We start from the raw sequence: 18,412 nt of genomic DNA, 5'->3' as shown, positions 1-18,412 counted from the left end.
CAAGGTGCCCCGCCAAAGATGCCCCGCCAAGGAATGCTTCGCCGGAATTTCCCATCGAGATTTCCCATCGAGATTCCTCGTCGATATACCTCGCCGAGAAATTTCATTCGAGCCATCGAAAAAGCCTTGACGAATCCCCGGGTGCGTAAAATACCATCCGTTTTTTCAAGATCGCATCATCGGATCGCGCTTTTTAGGGATCGCATTCTCAAAGCGGCGAGAAAGGGCGGAAAAACCCTGCGCGCGACCCGAAGCGCCGATCCTTGCCATCGATTGCCTTAGCGGAGGTTGCCTGCCGGTGAACAGCGAAGACGAAGCATCGCCCAAGATCGATGCCCGGACCCGAAGCCCTATCGGAGTCAGCATTCTTAGGCGCGAGGATATTGCGCTGACCACCGGTCGGGGACGCTTCATCGAGGATATCGATCGCGCCCACCAAGCGCATGCCTTGATCGTCCGCTCCCCTTACGCCCATGCCCGCATCCTCTCCATCGATACCTCCGAGGCGATGGCCTGCCCCGGGGTGATCGAGGTGCTCACATGGCGAGATCTGGCCGAAGACGGAATCGGGCCACTGGTGGACGAGAACCATGTACGCGGTCGAGGGGGCGAGCGAAGCGTCAATACCGGTCATCCCCTGCTGGCCAAGGATCGGGTCATGTTCTCGGGCGATCCGGTGGCGCTGATCGTCGCCGAACGATTGAGCGATGCCCTCGATGCGGCGGAATGCGTGCTGGTGGATTACGAGGAACTGCCGGTGGTGGTGGACGCAAGCGCAGCCCGCGAAAGCGACGCTCCTTGTCTATGGCCCCAAGCCCCCGGCAATCTCGCCCTCGACTGGGAGGCGGGCGATCCCGAAGCAACGCAAGAGGCCTTCGCCAAGGCCGCGCATCGCACCTCCTTGCGCATCGTCAACAACCGCGTGATCGCCGCGCCGATGGAAAATCGCGGGGTGATCGCGGAATTCGATGAAAGCCGGGGGCGATATACGATCTTCACCCCGACCCAAGGGGCCGGCGCCTTGCTGGAGTCGATCGCCCGCTCCTTGGGGGTCGGCAGCGCGAGCATCCATATCATCACCGATGATGTCGGCGGGGCCTTCGGGATCAAGATTCGATCCTATCCGGAGCATGTGCTGATCGCTTGGGCGGCGAAACGCTGCGCGCGACCGGTCAAATGGATCGCCCAACGCACCGAGAGTTTCATCAGCGACGGCCAAGGTCGAGATCACCTCACCTTCGCGGAGTTGGCACTGGACCGAGAGGGCCGTTTCCTCGCCGTTCGCACCCGCACGCTCTCGAATATCGGAGCCTATACCACGGCGGAGTCGCCGACCATCCCCACCGTCGGCGGAGTGCGTTGCCTGACCGGGGTCTATCGCATACCGGCATGGCATGCCCGTACCGAGGTGATCTTCACCAATACCGTGCCCGTCCACGCTTACCGGGGCGCGGGCAAGCCGGAGTACAACCACGTGATCGAGCGGCTCGTGGATGCCGCCGCCCGCGAAACCGGCCATGATCCGGCCGATTTGCGTCGACGCAATGTGGTTCGGCCCGAAGACATGCCTTTTTCCACCGGCACCGGAATCGAATTCGACAGCGGAGAATTCGCGACCAACATGGACGACGCCCTTTTACTTGCGGATAGAGAAGGCTTCGACCGGCGCCGACGGCAAGCCCATCGGCGCGGTCGGCTACGGGGTTTCGGCTTCGCCCTCTTCCAGGAGCCGGATGGATTTCTCGACAACCGCGTAAGTCTCGTCTTTCAGCCGAACGGGGATCTGCGCATCAGCCTGACCGGACAGGGCGCAGGCCACGGTCATGCCACGACCTTCGCCCAAGTCGCCGGGGATCGCTTGGGCATCCCCATCGAATCCGTGCACGTGCTGCAAGGCGACAGCGATCTGATCGGTCCCGGACAGGGAACCGGCGGCTCGCGCACCGCGACCGTCGCCGCCATGGGGGTCACGCTGGCCGCGCAAGCGATCATCGAGCGCGGCAAGCGCATCGCGGCCCGCGCGCTTTCCGCTCCCGAAGAGGAAATTCATTTCTCGGACGGCGTTTTCACCGCCATCGGCACCAATCGCAGCATCGCTTTGCCCGATGTGGTCTACGCCTCCTTCAAAGCCGATACCCTGCCCGATTCGAACGAGATCGGGCTGCAAGCCACCAGCCATTACCATGCGAAAAAATACAACTACCCCTGCGGGTGCCATGTCTGCGAGGTCGAGATCGATCCCCAAACCGGCGAACTCGAGATCGTGCGCTACAGCGCGGTCAACGACCACGGGGTGGCCATCAATCCGATGTTGGTCGAAGGTCAGGTGCACGGCGGCATCGCCCAAGGATTGGGACAAGCCCTTTTCGAAAATGTGGTCTACGATCCGGATTCGGGTCAGATCCTTTCCGGCAGTTTCATGGATTACACCCTTCCTCGAGCCGACGATCTCCCCTCCTTTCGCTTTCGGCGCAATTGCGTGCCCGCCCGCACCAATCCCTTGGGGGTCAAAGGCGTCGGCGAATCCGGCTGCACCGCCGCTTGTCCGACGGTGATCAACGCCATCGTCGATGCCTTGGCTCCTTTCAAAGTCGAACATATCGATATGCCGGTCACCCCAGAACGCCTGTGGAAGGCTTGCGCTCCGGCAAGAGCCGGTGCCGGCCCTTCCGCCATTTCTTCAAAAGAGCGAGCGTAATAAAGACTCGGGCGCTCGTTGCCCCCAAAAGCCGACTTCTCCAAGGATCTCGATCATGCCGAATAACGGAATCTTCGCTGCGCTGATGCTGGCTTTAGGAGGCGGAGACATGTTCGTCAACTACTGCCAGAGCGGATGCGTCGCCTCGCGAGATGTACCCTCTCATCTTTCGCTGGCGGCAGGACAAGTCTATTTGAAGGATGAGAGGCTCGGCAGTCAAGAGCTTTATATCCGGCACGATATCGGAGTCGCCTACGGTCCCTTCCAGCCCATCTACGGCCTGTCGCTGACCGACAAGATGGATATCTGGGCCGGCGGCGGCTTGGCGTGGACCGTGAACACCCCGATTCCGAGTACCAGCGTCCAGCTCCATTTGATGGCCGGGGCTTTCGAGCACGGATCGGGGATCGATCTCGGCGGGCTGCTTCAATACCGCTCAGGTATCGAGCTGGCCTGGACCGCCCCCGACGGTTTTCGGATCGGCTTGGGCTGGGATCACCGTTCCAACGCCGGCAAATACGAAGAAAATCCCGGCATGGAAACGTTCCATCTGCGTCTTTCCCTGCCCTTGGATTGAGATGGCCCGGATCGAGATGGCTTGGACTGAGATGAATCGAGATCGATACAATCGACTATCCGACTATCGCGCTTCGAAATCGATCACCATTCGCCTCGATGCGATGGGTCTCCACACCGAGGCCTTGCGCCTTTCGGATCCCTCCTTCGACAAACCATCCCGCTGACGATGCCGGCCAATCTCTCCCCCGAATATAAATCCGCCGAAGCCGCCTTTCGAGGAGCGAAAGAGCCCAAAGAGCGCCTCGAATGCCTGCGCGAAATGCTGCGCACGATCCCCAAGCACAAGGGAACCGATCGGCTCCAAGGCGATATCAAGGCCCGCATCAAGCAACTCACCGAGGAACTCTCGGGGCCGAAAAAGGGAGGAGCCCGCAGCGGCCCGGCGCTGGTCATCCGGCCCGAGGGGGCGGCACAAATCGCATTGCTCGGCCCGGCCAATACCGGCAAGTCATCCCTCGTGGTTCACCTGACCGGCGCCGGCGCCGATATCGGCCCCTATCCATTCACCACCCAATTTCCACAGCCGGCGATGCTGCCTTACGAGGATATTCAGCTCCAGCTCGTGGACCTGCCGCCGATCGCCCCCGAGCGCCCGATCTCGTGGCTGGCGAATGCCCTGCAACCCGCCGATGCCGCACTGCTGGTGGTCGATCTGCACGATCCGCAATGCATCGAAAGCACCCTCAAGACTGTGGCGATCCTCCAAGAAAAGCGGGTATCGCTATTGCCCGATTTTCAAAGCGCAAGGATCGCCCCCGATCCCGGGGCCGATGATTACGATCCCTTCGCGATCCGCCTGCCGACCCTGATCGTGGCCACCAAAGCGGACTTGAGCGCCGATCCCGAAGGTGAACTGGAGGTTTTTTGCGACTTGGCCGGTTTTTCCCATCCGAGGATCGCAACCTCGATCAAGAAGGATATCGGACTTGCCAAGATCGGCTCGTTTCTCTTCGATGAACTGGGGATCGCCCGGGTCTACACCAAGACACCGGGGCGACCGCCGGATATGGGGGCTCCCTTCACGGTGCGAGCGGGGGATACCGTCATGGATGTGGCGGGGATGATCCACAAAGACATTGCCCGGGCACTGCGCTACGCCAAACTCTGGGAACGCAGCGGTCGCATCCGCGGCCGGCAAGTGGGACGAGACCACGAGGTCAACGATGGCGATATCATCGAGATCCATACCTGATGCCAACCGAAGCGATCTGTTCGGGCAGCGCTGTTCGAACAATGCCGCTTGAACGACGCCGAGCGAATTTCATCCGTGAAAAGGACATGAAAACGAAGAGGGAAGACGGCAGGCGTAGCCGAAGATGGAACCTTGCCCTGTGCTAAACTCATCGATCATCGTTGAATCACCATCTTCGATGATCGCTCGAAGGCATGCGAAAAACGAAGGGCGATCGCTTCGAGATCGTCGATCATCTCGATGATTCGAGCATCGACAAGACGATTTTCGGCCTTTACAAGGCTTTTTTTCGATTTCGGATGTCGGCCGAACCGACCCGAAACGACAACGCAGCGGGAGATGAAACGCTCGTGGACCGGCGAGATAACCCAAGTCAAACCCTCGATCAGCTCAGCGCCGATCTCGATAGCATCCACTGCGAGGATGTTTTCACCGATACCAAACTTGCGACCATCCGACGTCTGAAACCGGTCGATCGCAAGGGCGATCACGACGCTTCCCGTCCGACCTTGTACATCGCGGAAACGACCATCGTCTCCCAACTCGGACCGATCCCGGTGCAAGCACCCATCGATGCGAATTCTCTCGAGGAAGCCTTCTTGAAATTCCCCGAGGCGATCAAGACCGCGGTCGACGATCTAAGCGCAAGGGCTCAAGAAATCCGGCGAGAGGAAGCCTCGCGGATCGTCGTTCCCGGAACCGGAGCCATGCCCCCGGCAGGTGGCGGCGCCCCCGGCGGCGGTCGCCTCGTCTACTAAGCGCCCTCCCGCTCCCTCTCGCCGTATGGAAAATCACCTCCCGCAAACCCTTGCCCCATGCATTGCCCGAAAGCCGGATCCTCTCTTATCGACATCGGCGAGGCGAACCGGCTTTTGAATGCGATCGTCCGATTCATCGAGTTCGATTCATTGGGCCATCCGTTAAGATAGTATCAAGCAAAAAGTCGCGAGGTCAGGATCTAAGGTGCTCGAAGAGATCGCAAAAGATATATCTTCGATGCGACGAACCATGAATACCATCGCCGATATCCTCATCGTCTTGGCGCCTTTGATCGGTGGCATCGCTCTGAAAGTCTTTTAGGCGCAGCATCCGACCCCGGCATCTTCTTCAAGACGACATCGAAACGCACATCCCACCGTCAAAAAGTGCAAGCGCCATCGACAAGGGGCTTTTCCGAGCATCGAAAGGACATCTCGGGCGGGGCGACGATCGAAGGGGATTGCAAGACGATCCAAGGGGAGAGAACGACATTGGCCACCGACGAACGACGCAGCGCGGAAGGAAAAGAGCCCTTCGTACGATTCGATCGCGTTCAAAAAAGCTATGACGGCGAGACGCTGGTCGTCAAGGATCTCAATCTCGATATATCGAAGGGTGAATTTCTCACCATGCTCGGTCCTTCGGGATCGGGAAAAACGACCTGCTTGATGATGCTCGCCGGCTTCGAGACCGCAACCCACGGCGACATTCTCCTTGACGGGATCTCGATCAATCATATCCCTCCCCATCGCCGCGGCATCGGGATGGTCTTCCAAAATTACGCCCTCTTCCCCCACATGACGGTCGCGGAAAACCTATCCTTCCCTTTGGAAGTGCGCAAGATCGCAAAGTCCGAGCGCGAGAGCAAAGTGAAAAAAGCGCTCGATATGGTCGAGATGGGGGATTTCGGAGGGCGCCGCCCTGCGCAGTTATCAGGAGGCCAGCAACAACGGATCGCCCTTGCAAGAGCCTTGGTCTTCGAGCCCCAACTGGTGTTGATGGACGAACCCTTGGGCGCACTCGATAAACAACTGCGGGAAAAAATGCAGTTCGAGATCACCGATCTCACCCATCGCTTGGGCATCACCGTGGTCTATGTAACCCACGATCAGACCGAGGCCCTGACCATGTCGGATCGGGTTGCGGTCTTCGACGATGGCCGTATCCAGCAAGTGGCAAAACCCGATACCCTCTACGAGGAACCCGATAACAGTTTCGTGGCCCAGTTCATCGGAGAGAATAATACCTTGGATGGGGTCGTGCATTCGATCGGCGATGGATACGCCTTGGTCAAACTGGAAAACGGCGAGATGATCGATTGCAAACCGATCAATGTCAGCCGACCGGGGGAGCGAACCCGGGTATCGATTCGTCCCGAGCGCGTCGAGTTCAATAAAGATCGCCTGCATCCCGACGCCCATACCCTCGAAGCCGAGGTGCTGGAATTCATTTACATGGGCGATATTTTTCGCACCCGAGTGCGGGTTGCAGGCAACGAGAGTTTCATCATCAAGACCCGCAACGCACCGGATCAGGCTCGGCTGGAACCAGGACGCATCATCGAAATCGGCTGGCTACCCGATGATTGTCGGGCGCTCGATACCGGGACTTGATGCCTACCGGCTTTCGTTCGAGCGATCTTGCGAGCGATCTCGACGAAGAGAATTTCGATGAAAAGAATCAGGTAGCGTTCATGTTCGGGTAATGTTGATGCGTGGTTGTCCGAAAAGGGAAGCGAATTTCGCCCGTAATTCGACTCCTCGTTCCTTCGAATCGACGGGTATTTTCAAGGAGATATCGAGATGAGATTCACCCGTACTATCTTGGCCGCAAGCGTATTGGCCCTGTCCGCCGTTGCCATCGCCGAAGAAATGACCATCGTCTCTTGGGGCGGCGCCTACTCCAAATCCCAGCTCAAGGCCTATCACGAGCCGTGGACGGAAAAAACCGGCATCCGAGTCATCAACGATGACAGCTCGGCCGAAGCGGTGGCCAAGCTACGCGCGATGAACGAAGCCGACAATGTCACTTGGGATGTCGTCGATGTCGTCGCCGCCGATGCCATTCGTCTATGCGACGAGGGCTTGGCGCTGGAAATCGATCCCGACAAGCACTTGGCGCAAGCCCCCGACGGCACTCCGGCCTCGAAAGATTTCGGCGATCTACTGGTCTCTCCCTGCTTCATTCCGCAGATCGTCTATTCCACGACCTTCGGTTATCGCACGGATATGGTCGGCGACAACCCGCCCACCGATATCTGCGCGATTTTCGATATCGACGCCTATCCGGGGAAACGTTCGCTCGAAAAACGTCCCATCAACAATATGGAGTGGGCGCTGATCTGCGACGGGGTCTCCAAAGACGATCTCTATGACGTTCTGGCAACGGAAGCAGGTCAAGATCGGGCTTTGAAAAAACTCGATACCATCAAGGATCATGTGGTTTGGTGGAATGCCGGCGCCGACACCCCGCAACTACTGGCCGATGGCGAGGTCGTGATGGGATCGACCTATAACGGACGGCTGTTTTCGGTGATCGAAGAGCAAAAACAACCGGTGGCCATGCTGTGGGATGCACAGGTTTTCGATCTCGACGGTTGGATCATTCCCACCGGCCTGAGCGAAGAGCGCACCCAAAGGGCTTTGGACTATATCTATTTCGCCACCGACACCCAGCGTCTTGCGGATCAGGCCAAATATATTTCCTACGGCCCGGCTCGCAACTCATCCGCTCCCTTGGTCGGCAAGCATTCGGAGTTGAATATCGACATGGCTCCGCATATGCCGACCGATCCCGATAACGCCAAGAATACGATTCTTTACAACTACGAATTCTGGGCGGATTATCGAGACGATATCGATGCGAAGTTCCAAGCCTGGCTGGCGCAATAATTCCAATCGGGTAAAGATAAAAACCGGGGTTCGATGCGAACCCCGGTTTTTTTCGATGATCGATATCCCATGATCGCAACCGCCAAGCATAACGGAATACTGGCGGCGGACGGCACTCCGCTCAAACGCTCCTTGGCACGGGCTTTGCGGCGGGAAAAACTACGGGCATTGATCTTGGTGATGCCCTTGCTGATCTTCGTGCTGCTGACTTTTATCACCCCGATCGCCAATATGCTACTTCGCTCGATCGATAACACGATCGTCGGCGATACCATCCTCTATACCGTCTCCGATTTGAATGACTGGAACGGAAGCGATCCACCCTTGCCCCCCGAGAATGTCTTTCGTTCGCTTTATTTCGATCTTTTTATCGCCGTCGAAACCAAAAGACATACCCGCTTGGGATCGAGACTCAACTACGAACAAACCGGCATCTCCTCGCTATTTAGAAGATCGGGACGCAAACTCGATGATATCGGCAAGGAGATCGAAAAGACTCTGATCGCCTCCGATGCCCGCTGGACAGATGGCCAAACATGGTTCGATCTCTTCGCCGCCCGCAACGAGGGCGACGCCGACCCGGAACTATTCGACCGACAATTCCTTCGTATCCAAAGACTCCAAGGCGAACTTGGCAATATCGATATCGATTTCATGCCCTCGAAGAGCATCGCAAAAGCCCTTCCGCTTGCAACCCGAGAATATACCGCTTGGGCCATCCATACCGCATCGATCGAGGGTGAAGACATAGCGCAAACAAGACCTTGGGAATCGATCCCGGTGGCTTTGATCTACGATATGCAGCAACCCGATTTCGCTATCGAAATCAAGAACTGGCTATCGCAATCCTCGCCGCATCCGATCGAAAAACTATCGACCGAATCCATCGATTACCCCCTCGATTTCACCGACATCCTACGCAAAATCCATAAAGACTGGGGGGATATCGAAGTTTGGCAAACGATCAAGGTGCATTCGAACGACTATACCTCGGGATATTTTCTCAACGCCGTGGATATGCGCAAATCGTTGGACGGGCCGACGATCCAACCGGAAAACAAGCGCATCTTGATCACTTTATTCATTCGCACCGTTCAGATGTCCTTGATCATCACCCTTGCCTGTATCCTGCTCGGCTATCCGGTGGCATGGTTGATGGCCAACTTGCCCATGCGAACCGCCAATCTATTGATCATCTTGGTTCTCCTGCCCTTTTGGACCTCCTTGCTGGTGCGCACATCGGCTTGGAAAGTCATGCTGCAACAGCAAGGGGTGATCAACGAAACGCTGGTTTGGCTCGGCGTCGTCGCCACCGACAATCGACTGGAAATCATCAATAACCAGATCGGCACCATCGTCGCGATGACCCATATCCTGTTGCCATTCATGATCCTGCCGATGTATTCGGTCATGCAAACGATCTCGCCGAGCTATGTGCGAGCGGCGAAATCCCTGGGAGCCAATGATTGGACCGCCTTTTTGCGCGTTTACTTTCCCCAATCCATCCCCGGCATCGGAGCCGGATCGATTCTCGTTTTCATCCTCTCCATCGGCTATTACATCACCCCCGAAATCGTCGGCGGCACCGATGGCGTTTTTATCTCCAATCGAATCGCCTACCATATATCGAGATCGCTCAACTGGGGCTTGGCGGCGGCACTGGGAACGATTTTGCTGATGGTGGTCCTCGTTCTATACTGGACATACGATCGAATCGTCGGCATCGATAATGTCAAGCTCGGGTGAATCGATGATGCAAATCACCACCGCTTCACCCAACTCGTTGATCAAGATATCACCGATCCTCTTGTTATTCGGTGGCGGATCGGGGCTTGTGATCGGCAATGTCCATGACGCCGGAATCGTCGGCATGGCTATCAGCGCCGCCTCGCAGCTATCGCTGGCCTTCGTCTATTTTCATCTGCTGAAAAACGAGCGCTTGGCAGGCTGGATCAATCGCTTGGGGTTTGGCGTCTTCGGCTTGATATTGGCGGGAATTCCCGGTGGCATCTTGGGTTTTATATGGGGCCATCTATCGGTTTGGATCATGTATTGGACTCGAAACCGGCGCTACCGCGAGCGATTGCTCCCTTATTTGACCACCGGGCAAGTGCTGTGGCACTACGCATTTCGCTGCCTGTGTGCCTTGATCTTCATCTTCCTGATCGCACCGATTCTGGTGGTGATGCCATTATCGTTCAACGCCGAGGACTTTTTCACCTTCACCGACAAGATGCTGCGCTTCGATCCCGACGGTTATTCGCTCAAACACTATATGGACTTCTTAGGCTTAAGAGAGGACTCCAATGGCGAGTGGTTGCGATCGCTTTGGAACTCTTTGATCATCGCTCCGATAGCCACCCTCATCTCGGTCTCCTTGGGCACTTTGGCGGCAATCGGTCTTAGTCAAAGCAATATGCCGGCGAAACGAACGATCACCGCCATTCTCATATCGCCGATGATCGTGCCTTTGATCATCTCCGCCACCGGGATGTTCTTCTTCTATTCGGCGTTGGGGAATTGGATGGAGCAATCCATCGGTATGAACAAGGATTTGGTGGGCTATATCAAAGTGATCCTGGCCCATGCGGTGCTTGGCATTCCCTTCGTCATCATCACCGTCACCGCCACCTTGGTCGGCTTCGATCGATCGCTGACCCGAGCTGCGGCCAATATGGGCGCAAATCCGATCACCACTTTTTTTCGCATCCAAATGCCCTTGATCCTCCCCGGCGTCATATCGGGAGGTCTTTTCGCTTTCATCACCTCCTTCGATGAAGTGGTGGTGGTGCTCTTTATCGGATCCGCAAGCCAAAAAACCCTTCCTTGGCAAATGTTTTTGGGGTTGCGCGAACAGATCAGCCCCACCATCCTTGCGGTCGCGACCATCTTGGTCGCTCTTTCCATCGCTTTGTTGACGACCCTCGAATTGCTGCGTCGACGCTCCGAAAGGCTGCGCGGCATGAGCCCTGCTTGATCTCGAAAAACCCGATGATGTCGATGTTTCGTTTCGCCCTCGTTCAAAGAAAAATCTCATTGCCTTTCTCGAACGGGAATATCGTTGACCCCTGATAAAAAGGGATAGCACCATGAAAACCACACGCCGCCTCGCCGCTTTGGCGCTGGCCTTCGTTCTCGGTAGCGCATCGTTCACCTTCGCTTTCGCTGCGGATCGTTTCATCTCCATCGGCACCGGAGGCATTACCGGGGTCTATTATCCGACCGGCGGGGCGATCTGCCGTTTGGTCAACAAGATGCGCAAGGAAACCGGCATCCGCTGCTCCGTCGAATCCACCGGAGGCTCCATCTACAATATCAATACAGTGCGATCGGGGGACTTGGAATTCGGCGTAGCCCAATCCGACTGGCAATATCACGCTTGGAACGGAACCTCGAAATTCTCGGATCAAGGAAAATTCGAGGATCTGCGAGCGGTCTTCTCCGTGCATCCCGAGCCGGTAACCATCATCGCCCGCGACGATTCGGGGATCCAAAACATCACCGATTTGAAGAACAAGCGGGTCAATATCGGCAATGTCGGCTCCGGCACCCGCGGCACTTGGGAAGTGATCGAGGAAGCCTTGGGCTGGGAGAGGAGCGATCTGAAACTCGCCTCCGAACTCAAATCGGCCGAGACCGGGCAAGCTATCTGCGATAACAAGATCGATGCCTACTTCTGGCTGGTCGGCCATCCCTCGGCGCTGACAAAAGAATCCTTGGCGACTTGTCCGACCCATTTAGTCAACGCCACCGGCTCAGCCATCGACAAACTCATCGCCGACAATTCTTTCTACCGCACGGCGACGATCCCTGCCGGGATGTATAACAACGAAGCCGATATCCGCACTTTCGGGGTGGGCGCCACTTTCATCACCAGCGCGAAAGTCGATGAAATGGCGGTCTATACCGTGGTCAAAGCGGTTTTCGATAACTTCGATCAATTCAAAAAACTCCACCCGGCCTTCGCCAACTTGAGCGAAAAAGAGATGATTCGTGATTCGATCTCCGCTCCTTTGCACGATGGCGCGATGAAATACTACAAAGAGCGCGGCTGGATGTAAGCGGATCCCCTCTCGTTTTTTGATTGCCTCTTCGATCGGCGATTCTCCGGATGACGCTTTGGAATTTCCGGAGAATCGCTTTTTTTATTCGAACAAAACATGAAACATCCCCTTTTGAAATAAGAGATCATCGAATTGTCTTCCCCCGATATCGATTCCACCGCCACCGATCAAGCCTATGCCGAGCGTTTGGTCGCCCATCACGATACCGGCAGCCGAAACCCGCAAGGTTGGCAAGGAATCCTCATCACCGCCACCACCTTTATTTGGGCGCTGTTTCAACTTTATATATCATCCAATCTCCCCTTCCAGCTCAGCGAAACTTTAGGTTTCAACCTCACCATCAACACCGACCAGGCTCGGTTCATTCACCTTGCCTTCGCCATTTTTTTATCGATACTGGCCTTTCCCCTTTTTAGATCCGCCCCCCGCCATTTCATTCCCGTCTACGACTGGGTATTGGCGATCATCGGTGTTTCCTGCTGCCTCTATCTTTTGGTCTTTCGGGACGGGATTGCGGTACGAGCGGGGATCGCCAACACCCAAGACCTGATCGTCGCCGCCGGCGGATTGACCGTTCTTGCGATCTCGGTCTATCGCGCGCTGGGACTGCCTCTGGTCATCGTGGCCGGAGTGTTCTTGCTCTATGTCTTTTTCGGGCACTTGGAAATCGTGCCGGATGCCATCCGCTGGAAAGGAGCCTCTTTCAGCAAAGCGATGTGGCATTTCTGGATTCAAACCGAGGGAGTCTTCGGGGTGGCTTTGGGAGTCTCGGCCTCGATGATCTTCCTCTTCGTTCTCTTGGGCGCGATCTTGGAAAAATCAGGGGCGGGGAACTATTTCGTCAAACTCTCCTTTGCCCTGCTCGGGCATTTTCGGGGCGGCCCGGCAAAGGCCGCGGTCATGGCCTCGGCGATGAGCGGAATCTACTCCGGCTCATCGATCGCCAATACCGTCACCACCGGAACCTTCACCATCCCCTTGATGAAACGCACCGGATTTTCCCCGGAAAAAGCCGGGGCGGTAGAGGTGGCTTCGTCCACCAACGGCCAGCTCACCCCCCCGGTCATGGGCGCCGCCGCCTTTTTGATCTCGGAATTCACCGGCGTCAGCTACCCCGATATCATCCGCCACGCCTTGATCCCCGCCATCGCCTCCTATATCGCTCTGGTCTATATCGTGCATTTGGAAGCATTGAAACTGAATCTCGAAGGATTACCCAAACACCCTTCCAGATTCTCCTTGCTGCAAAAGATCGCAGGCTTCCTCCTCGGCTTCATCATCCTCGCCTCGCTCGCAGCCGGGGTCCATTACGGCCTTGGATGGATCAAAGTTCTGATGCCGGAATTTTCGTTCATCGCCGTTGCCCTTCTTTGCTGCATCATCTATATCGCCCTTCTATGGATGGCCGCGAAATCCGCCGATCTGGTGGTCGACTCCCCCGACACCCCGATCACCAGCCTACCGGCAGCGGGAGCGACGGCGTTGACGGGATTGTTCTACCTCCTGCCGATCGTGATTTTGATCTGGTGCATCATGATCGAAAGACTCTCCCCGTCGCTCTCCGCATTTTGGGCGACGGTGGCGATGATCACGATTTCCCTGACCCAACATCCCTTGAAGTTTCTGATGCGCCTTGGCCGAGGCAATGCCGAATTGACCGGCACCGCTTCGATGTCCGATGCCCTGCGGCGCGGAGCGAAAGAGTGCTTCGAGGGGATGATCGCCGGGTCGCGCAATATGATCGGGATCGGGGTGGCCACCGGTGCGGCGGGGGTGATCGTCGGCACCATCTCCTTGACCGGAGCGCATCAGGTCGTCGGGGAATTCGTCGAATTCCTTTCCGGCGGCAATCTGATGCTGATGCTGATACTCGTGGCGATCATGAGCCTGATCCTCGGGATGGGCCTTCCCACCACCGCGAACTACATCGTCGTCTCCTCGCTGATGGCACCGGTGATCGTGGCCTTGGGCGCGAAAAGCGGCTTGATCGTACCGTTGATCGCCGTCCATCTATTCGTCTTCTATTTCGGGATCCTCGCCGACGACACCCCACCGGTGGGGCTTGCGGCATTCGCCGCCGCCGCCATTTCCGGCGGCGATCCGATCCGTACCGGCATCCAAGGCTTCATGTACGACATTCGCACTGCGATCCTCCCCTTTCTCTTCATCTTCAACACCGAACTCCTGCTGATCGATGTCGGATTGATCAAAGGACTCTTCGTCTTCCTCGTCGCCGTCATCGCGATGATGCTCTTCGCCGCCGCAACCCAAGGATATTTCCTGACCCGCAATCGCATCATCGAGGGCTTGGCTCTCCTGCTCGTGGTCTTCACCCTGCTAAGACCCGGATTCTGGCTGGATCGCCTGATCGAACCCTACGAATATCATCCCGGATCGGATATCGCCGAGATCGCATCCGACATCCCGGCAAATACCCCTCTTCGCTTGGTCATCGACGGGCCGGATTTCAACGATCCGGATCGGATGACCTCCACCACCCTCCATATCGCCTTGGAGGCACCGCCGGCGCAAGACACCCTACCCGCGGGCGAGCGAAGCGATCAGGGGATCGAACGCATCGCCCAGACCGGCCTTTTTCTCATCCCCGACGATCAGGCGGCGATCTTGGAAGAACCCTTGCCGGGATCGGCCTTCGTGGAACTGTCCCGATCCTTCGATTTTTACGGCGACGAACCGGTCAAGATCACTTCCGTGGCATTGCCGAAAGAGCGCCCGCCGAAAGAACTCTTCTATCTCCCGGCCCTGCTCATACTCGCCATCGTGATCCTCTTGCAAAGAAGACGAATGCAAGGCGTCGCCGCATTGCCCAAAGCCGGGTGAAGAGCGAGATAAAAAGGGCCGGGTAAAAGTCTTGGATAAAAGGGCTGGATAAAAAGGATCGAAAAGACCCATCGACGATACCCCGATGGGTCGATCCCGACAAGACAATGGAGGCGACCCGCATCAGCCACACCCCGGCACCCGCACTAGCCGCTACCGCTGCTCCCTTCCGGGCCTGACGGGGTTTACGACCTGACGATGCGAGGGGACCGATGCGGGCCACCATCGACTAATTAGCGTAGGGTTACATCAAATACCAACGAACAATTTGGGAACTCCGGTGAATGCGCCCCCACCGGCACACGCGGATAACAGATTCCATCGCCCGAACATTCCAAGAGCGTCATTTTACTACACTCGCCCCACCACCTCGAGGCGAAAAAGCCATCGATCCGAAAAAACCACCCTCCAAGATGACGAAATTCCGACCCCGATATTGCCAAGCGAGTAATATCCCCCTAGAATTCACCCACAAGAAGAACCCGGAGAGGTGTCCGAGCGGCCGAAGGAGCACGCCTGGAAAGTGTGTGTACGTCAAAAGCGTACCGAGGGTTCGAATCCCTCCCTCTCCGCCAACCTCCCCCGATATCCCCGCGCCTACCCGACGAAGCCCCTTTCAAAGCGGCATCGGCTTTTCGGTGCCATCGACACCTTCATATCAGACCTTGGGCGGCGCCCGCCACTATCCTCTTGGGTAAAACCCCAAACCGAATATCGAAAAAACCTTCGAACGTTCGAGAACTTTTTACAACCCCGGCACATCGACCCCATATCCTCGATGCAACAACCATCATGTCAAATACCGAGATCTATATCTCAGTCGATATCGAAGCATCGGGACCCTTCCCGCCCGAATACAGCATGCTCAGCATCGGGGCATGCGTCGTGGGCGATATCGATGTGTCTTTTTACCAAGAACTGAAGCCGATCGGCGAGCGATTCCTCGCCAAGGCAATCGATATCGTCGGAAAACCGATGAAACATTTCGCCGACTGCGGACAAGAACCGAAGATGGTGATGGAGCGATTCGATGAATGGATCAAGTCCATCTCCCACAAAAAAACACCGATATTCGCAGGTTTCAATGCCGCATTCGATTGGGCATTCGTCAATTGGTACTTCCACACATACTTGAACAAAAACCCCTTCGGCATCGCCCCCATCGACACCAAATCCCTCTTCATGGGCCTCACCGGCGGAAACTGGAAGGATACGAGATCGAGCCGAATCCCAGATCGATTCAAAGGCCCGTTGAAACAAACCCACCACGCCCTCGATGACGCAAAAGCACAAGCCCAAATGTTCGAGCGAATCATCGAACGCGCCCGAGAACGCCGACAACGGGATATTTGACAGATCTCGCTCTCCCTCATCATAATCCCTAATAGCCACTTACGAAACAATACGGCAATACCCATGATACCCCACCATACAGCCCATCAAGAATGTGCAACGGATCGATGCTCGTTCGAAACAAGCCTCCCCAATTATCCTTTCTCATTACATAGATTCCTTGTCCGGATAACCGATCGATTCCGTCTGCAAGGTATAAAAAAAGAAAAGCACAAATGCGGATAAACGCTTTGACAGCGAGAAAAAATCATGAAACTGTTTACGATCGGATTCACAAAGAAAACTGCGGAAACATTTTTCACCAAGCTAAGGCATTCCGGCGCAAAGCGTGTGGTGGACGTTCGGCTCAACAACGTCTCTCAGTTGGCGGGTTTTACAAAGCGCAACGATCTTCAATTCTTTTTACGAGAAATCTGCCACATCGATTATGTCCATATTCCAGAACTCGCCCCGACCAAAGATATCTTGGACGAATACAAGAAAAACAAGGGTGATTGGTCGATTTACGAACGGAAATTTATCGATTTGATGCACCGACGAGAAATCGAAAAGAAGATCGATACCGGTACGATCGCTGACGGCTGCCTCCTGTGCAGCGAAGACAAACCCCATCACTGCCACCGACGACTGGTCGCCGAGTATCTGAAAGAGCGCTGGGGCAATCTCGATATTCAGCACTTGGAGTAGATAAGGTGTTGCACTAGCGTTCTATGCTCAAATATATACCTTTCAGGTATAAGTCGGATATCTCCCACCTTGTAGTTATTCGAGACACCGCTCAAGATATGATCTTCATGAGATGATGGAGGCTCTCACGATCTACGGTATCGGATGGGATATCGGGGATCGGCTGCTTTGGGTCCGTGCCCTTCTCGCATCATCGCGTCGTATCGCCATCTTCAAATGATCCTTGCTTAGAAGATCCTCTCCCGATAGAACCATATCCTTTGCGGCACGACGCAATATTCTTTCGACGTCGGCATGCGCCATTCCTTTGAACAAACCGGCTATGCGGGTATCGTCGGTCTTAAACGCTCGTCGAAACCCTCTTAGTTTTACCTGCAAAAGCCGCTTGATCTGCTCGATATTCGGTGGTTCGAAGGCGAGCACCTCATCGAATCGACGCCAAACCGCCGAATCGAGGATCTTTTCATGGTTCGTAGCAGCCACCAGTACACCCTTGCCTTCGTAGCCATCGAGCATCTGCAAAAAAGCGTTGACGACTCGCTTCAACTCGCCGTGATCCGTCTCGTCGGCGCGTTCTTTCGCCAGAGTATCGAATTCATCGAATAATGCGACGATGGGGGTGGTTGAAATGAAGTCGAATACCCGCCTGAGATTGGCGGCGGTCTCGCCTAGATACGATGAAATTACGCTGTCGATTCGAACCACTGTCAATGGGAGTCCGAGTTCACTGGCCAATACCTCGGCCATCAAGGTCTTTCCGCATCCCGGGGGGCCACAAAATAGCAGTTTATCCGCCGGATACAGCCCTCGGCTCTTGAGTCGCCCCGTATGGTGATGTTCTCGAAGAATCTCGTTGATCAAGGAGATATTTTCATCGGAGAGGATGATATCCTCGATACGGCTAAACGGCTCCTTCACTAAAAGCAACGGGAGGTTGCGCTCCCGATCGGTGGGGACTTTGGCGTTGAGCGGAGACAAACGGGAGATCGACGATTTCCTGCGTCCATTGAGGATTCTCTCCAAATCATCGGCGAGGAGGTGATGCTGCTTCGCCCTTTCGTCACATATAACCTCCTCCGATGCCTGACGAAAGGCATCATGATTGCCCTCGGCACCTGTCTTGATCAGCTGTCTGAGCAACTTCCCGGATGCCATCGACTTCATCCCCTTTAGATCGTGCGGTCTGAATTTCTTTTCAGATCTCGACAACCTTCTGATCGGTATCACGCCGCTTCTTCAGGTACGCATCGGCAGCAGACGATCATTGTCAGTATTTTGTGTTATCTCTGATTTTGAATTATCATTAGGGTCGAGCAAACACAATCCACGGGGAGTGTCATGATAGATT

General features: G+C 55.8%; 13 protein-coding genes, 1 tRNA gene and 1 other RNA gene. 13 read left to right on the top strand and 2 right to left on the bottom strand.

What is annotated here, in order from left to right; genetic code table 11:
* Positions 1-298 precede the first annotated feature (298 nt).
* The 10 genes from BF99_RS0117660 to BF99_RS0117580 all read left to right on the top strand — a co-directional run bounded on the left by BF99_RS0117660 (position 299) and on the right by BF99_RS0117580 (position 15,024).
* Complete coding sequence (locus tag BF99_RS0117660; RefSeq protein ID WP_025772152.1) at positions 299-2,698, top strand: xanthine dehydrogenase family protein molybdopterin-binding subunit; 2,400 nt, start codon at positions 299-301, stop codon at positions 2,696-2,698.
* Between the two features lie 55 nt (positions 2,699-2,753).
* Positions 2,754-3,275, top strand: a complete 522-nt coding sequence (locus tag BF99_RS0117655; protein ID WP_025772150.1) for an acyloxyacyl hydrolase — start codon at positions 2,754-2,756, stop codon at positions 3,273-3,275.
* Positions 3,276-3,443: 168 nt separating this feature from the next.
* On the top strand, positions 3,444-4,469 hold the full coding sequence (locus BF99_RS0117645) for a GTPase (protein ID WP_025772148.1): 1,026 nt from the start codon (positions 3,444-3,446) through the stop codon (positions 4,467-4,469).
* Positions 4,470-4,768: 299 nt separating this feature from the next.
* Positions 4,769-5,227 (top strand): hypothetical protein, encoded by a 459-nt coding sequence (locus BF99_RS21405; protein ID WP_156013446.1) that lies wholly within the window; start codon positions 4,769-4,771, stop codon positions 5,225-5,227.
* 492 nt (positions 5,228-5,719) lie between these two features.
* Positions 5,720-6,841 carry an ABC transporter ATP-binding protein gene (locus BF99_RS0117625; RefSeq protein ID WP_038098937.1) on the top strand — a complete coding sequence of 374 codons (1,122 nt, stop codon included), beginning with the start codon at positions 5,720-5,722 and terminating at the stop codon, positions 6,839-6,841.
* A 189-nt stretch (positions 6,842-7,030) separates the two neighbouring features.
* A complete protein-coding gene (locus BF99_RS0117610; RefSeq protein ID WP_025772144.1) occupies positions 7,031-8,119 on the top strand; it encodes an extracellular solute-binding protein in 1,089 nt (362 codons plus the stop codon).
* 69 nt (positions 8,120-8,188) lie between these two features.
* Complete coding sequence (locus tag BF99_RS0117605) at positions 8,189-9,865, top strand: ABC transporter permease (RefSeq protein ID WP_025772143.1); 1,677 nt, start codon at positions 8,189-8,191, stop codon at positions 9,863-9,865.
* A gap of 4 nt (positions 9,866-9,869) precedes the next feature.
* Positions 9,870-11,096 (top strand): ABC transporter permease, encoded by a 1,227-nt coding sequence (locus BF99_RS0117600; protein WP_025772142.1) that lies wholly within the window; start codon positions 9,870-9,872, stop codon positions 11,094-11,096.
* A gap of 112 nt (positions 11,097-11,208) precedes the next feature.
* Complete coding sequence (locus BF99_RS0117590; protein WP_025772141.1) at positions 11,209-12,180, top strand: TAXI family TRAP transporter solute-binding subunit; 972 nt, start codon at positions 11,209-11,211, stop codon at positions 12,178-12,180.
* Between the two features lie 135 nt (positions 12,181-12,315).
* Positions 12,316-15,024, top strand: a complete 2,709-nt coding sequence (locus BF99_RS0117580) for a TRAP transporter permease (protein WP_081759340.1) — start codon at positions 12,316-12,318, stop codon at positions 15,022-15,024.
* Between the two features lie 118 nt (positions 15,025-15,142).
* Here the strand turns inward: BF99_RS0117580 and ffs are convergent.
* An RNA gene (gene ffs / locus BF99_RS22665) (signal recognition particle sRNA small type) lies at positions 15,143-15,239 on the bottom strand.
* Between the two features lie 269 nt (positions 15,240-15,508).
* On the opposite strand from ffs, the gene BF99_RS0117575 reads away from it, so the two are divergent.
* From BF99_RS0117575 to BF99_RS0117565, 3 genes are all read left to right on the top strand, one after another.
* A tRNA-Ser gene (locus BF99_RS0117575) sits at positions 15,509-15,599 on the top strand.
* A 217-nt stretch (positions 15,600-15,816) separates the two neighbouring features.
* Positions 15,817-16,377, top strand: coding sequence for a 3'-5' exonuclease (locus BF99_RS0117570; RefSeq protein ID WP_025772139.1), 561 nt, complete (start codon positions 15,817-15,819; stop codon positions 16,375-16,377).
* A 249-nt stretch (positions 16,378-16,626) separates the two neighbouring features.
* Positions 16,627-17,064, top strand: coding sequence for a DUF488 domain-containing protein (locus BF99_RS0117565; protein ID WP_025772137.1), 438 nt, complete (start codon positions 16,627-16,629; stop codon positions 17,062-17,064).
* A gap of 132 nt (positions 17,065-17,196) precedes the next feature.
* On the opposite strand, the gene BF99_RS0117560 is transcribed toward BF99_RS0117565, so the two are convergent.
* Complete coding sequence (locus tag BF99_RS0117560; protein ID WP_025772136.1) at positions 17,197-18,219, bottom strand: AAA family ATPase; 1,023 nt, start codon at positions 18,217-18,219, stop codon at positions 17,197-17,199.
* Positions 18,220-18,412: the final 193 nt, after the last annotated feature.

This window comes from Thioalkalivibrio sp. HK1, assembly GCA_000583135.1.
GTDB lineage: Bacteria > Pseudomonadota > Gammaproteobacteria > HK1 > HK1 > HK1.
Note: the sequence above shows the minus strand (reverse complement) of the source record. Positions and strands in the feature narration are given on the sequence as shown.

What these genes read in the sequence shown, in the direction of transcription:
- BF99_RS21405 (WP_156013446.1), top strand. Translation starts at nt 4,769, where the DNA reads ATGTCGGCCGAACCGACCCGAAACGACAACGCAGCGGGAGATGAAACG.
- BF99_RS0117610 (WP_025772144.1), top strand. Translation starts at nt 7,031, where the DNA reads ATGAGATTCACCCGTACTATCTTGGCCGCAAGCGTATTGGCCCTGTCC.
- BF99_RS0117570 (WP_025772139.1), top strand. Translation starts at nt 15,817, where the DNA reads ATGTCAAATACCGAGATCTATATCTCAGTCGATATCGAAGCATCGGGA.
- BF99_RS0117565 (WP_025772137.1), top strand. Translation starts at nt 16,627, where the DNA reads ATGAAACTGTTTACGATCGGATTCACAAAGAAAACTGCGGAAACATTT.
- BF99_RS0117605 (WP_025772143.1), top strand. Translation starts at nt 8,189, where the DNA reads ATGATCGCAACCGCCAAGCATAACGGAATACTGGCGGCGGACGGCACT.
- BF99_RS0117590 (WP_025772141.1), top strand. Translation starts at nt 11,209, where the DNA reads ATGAAAACCACACGCCGCCTCGCCGCTTTGGCGCTGGCCTTCGTTCTC.
- BF99_RS0117600 (WP_025772142.1), top strand. Translation starts at nt 9,870, where the DNA reads ATGATGCAAATCACCACCGCTTCACCCAACTCGTTGATCAAGATATCA.
- BF99_RS0117655 (WP_025772150.1), top strand. Translation starts at nt 2,754, where the DNA reads ATGCCGAATAACGGAATCTTCGCTGCGCTGATGCTGGCTTTAGGAGGC.
- BF99_RS0117645 (WP_025772148.1), top strand. Translation starts at nt 3,444, where the DNA reads ATGCCGGCCAATCTCTCCCCCGAATATAAATCCGCCGAAGCCGCCTTT.
- BF99_RS0117560 (WP_025772136.1), bottom strand. Translation starts at nt 18,219, where the DNA reads ATGGCATCCGGGAAGTTGCTCAGACAGCTGATCAAGACAGGTGCCGAG.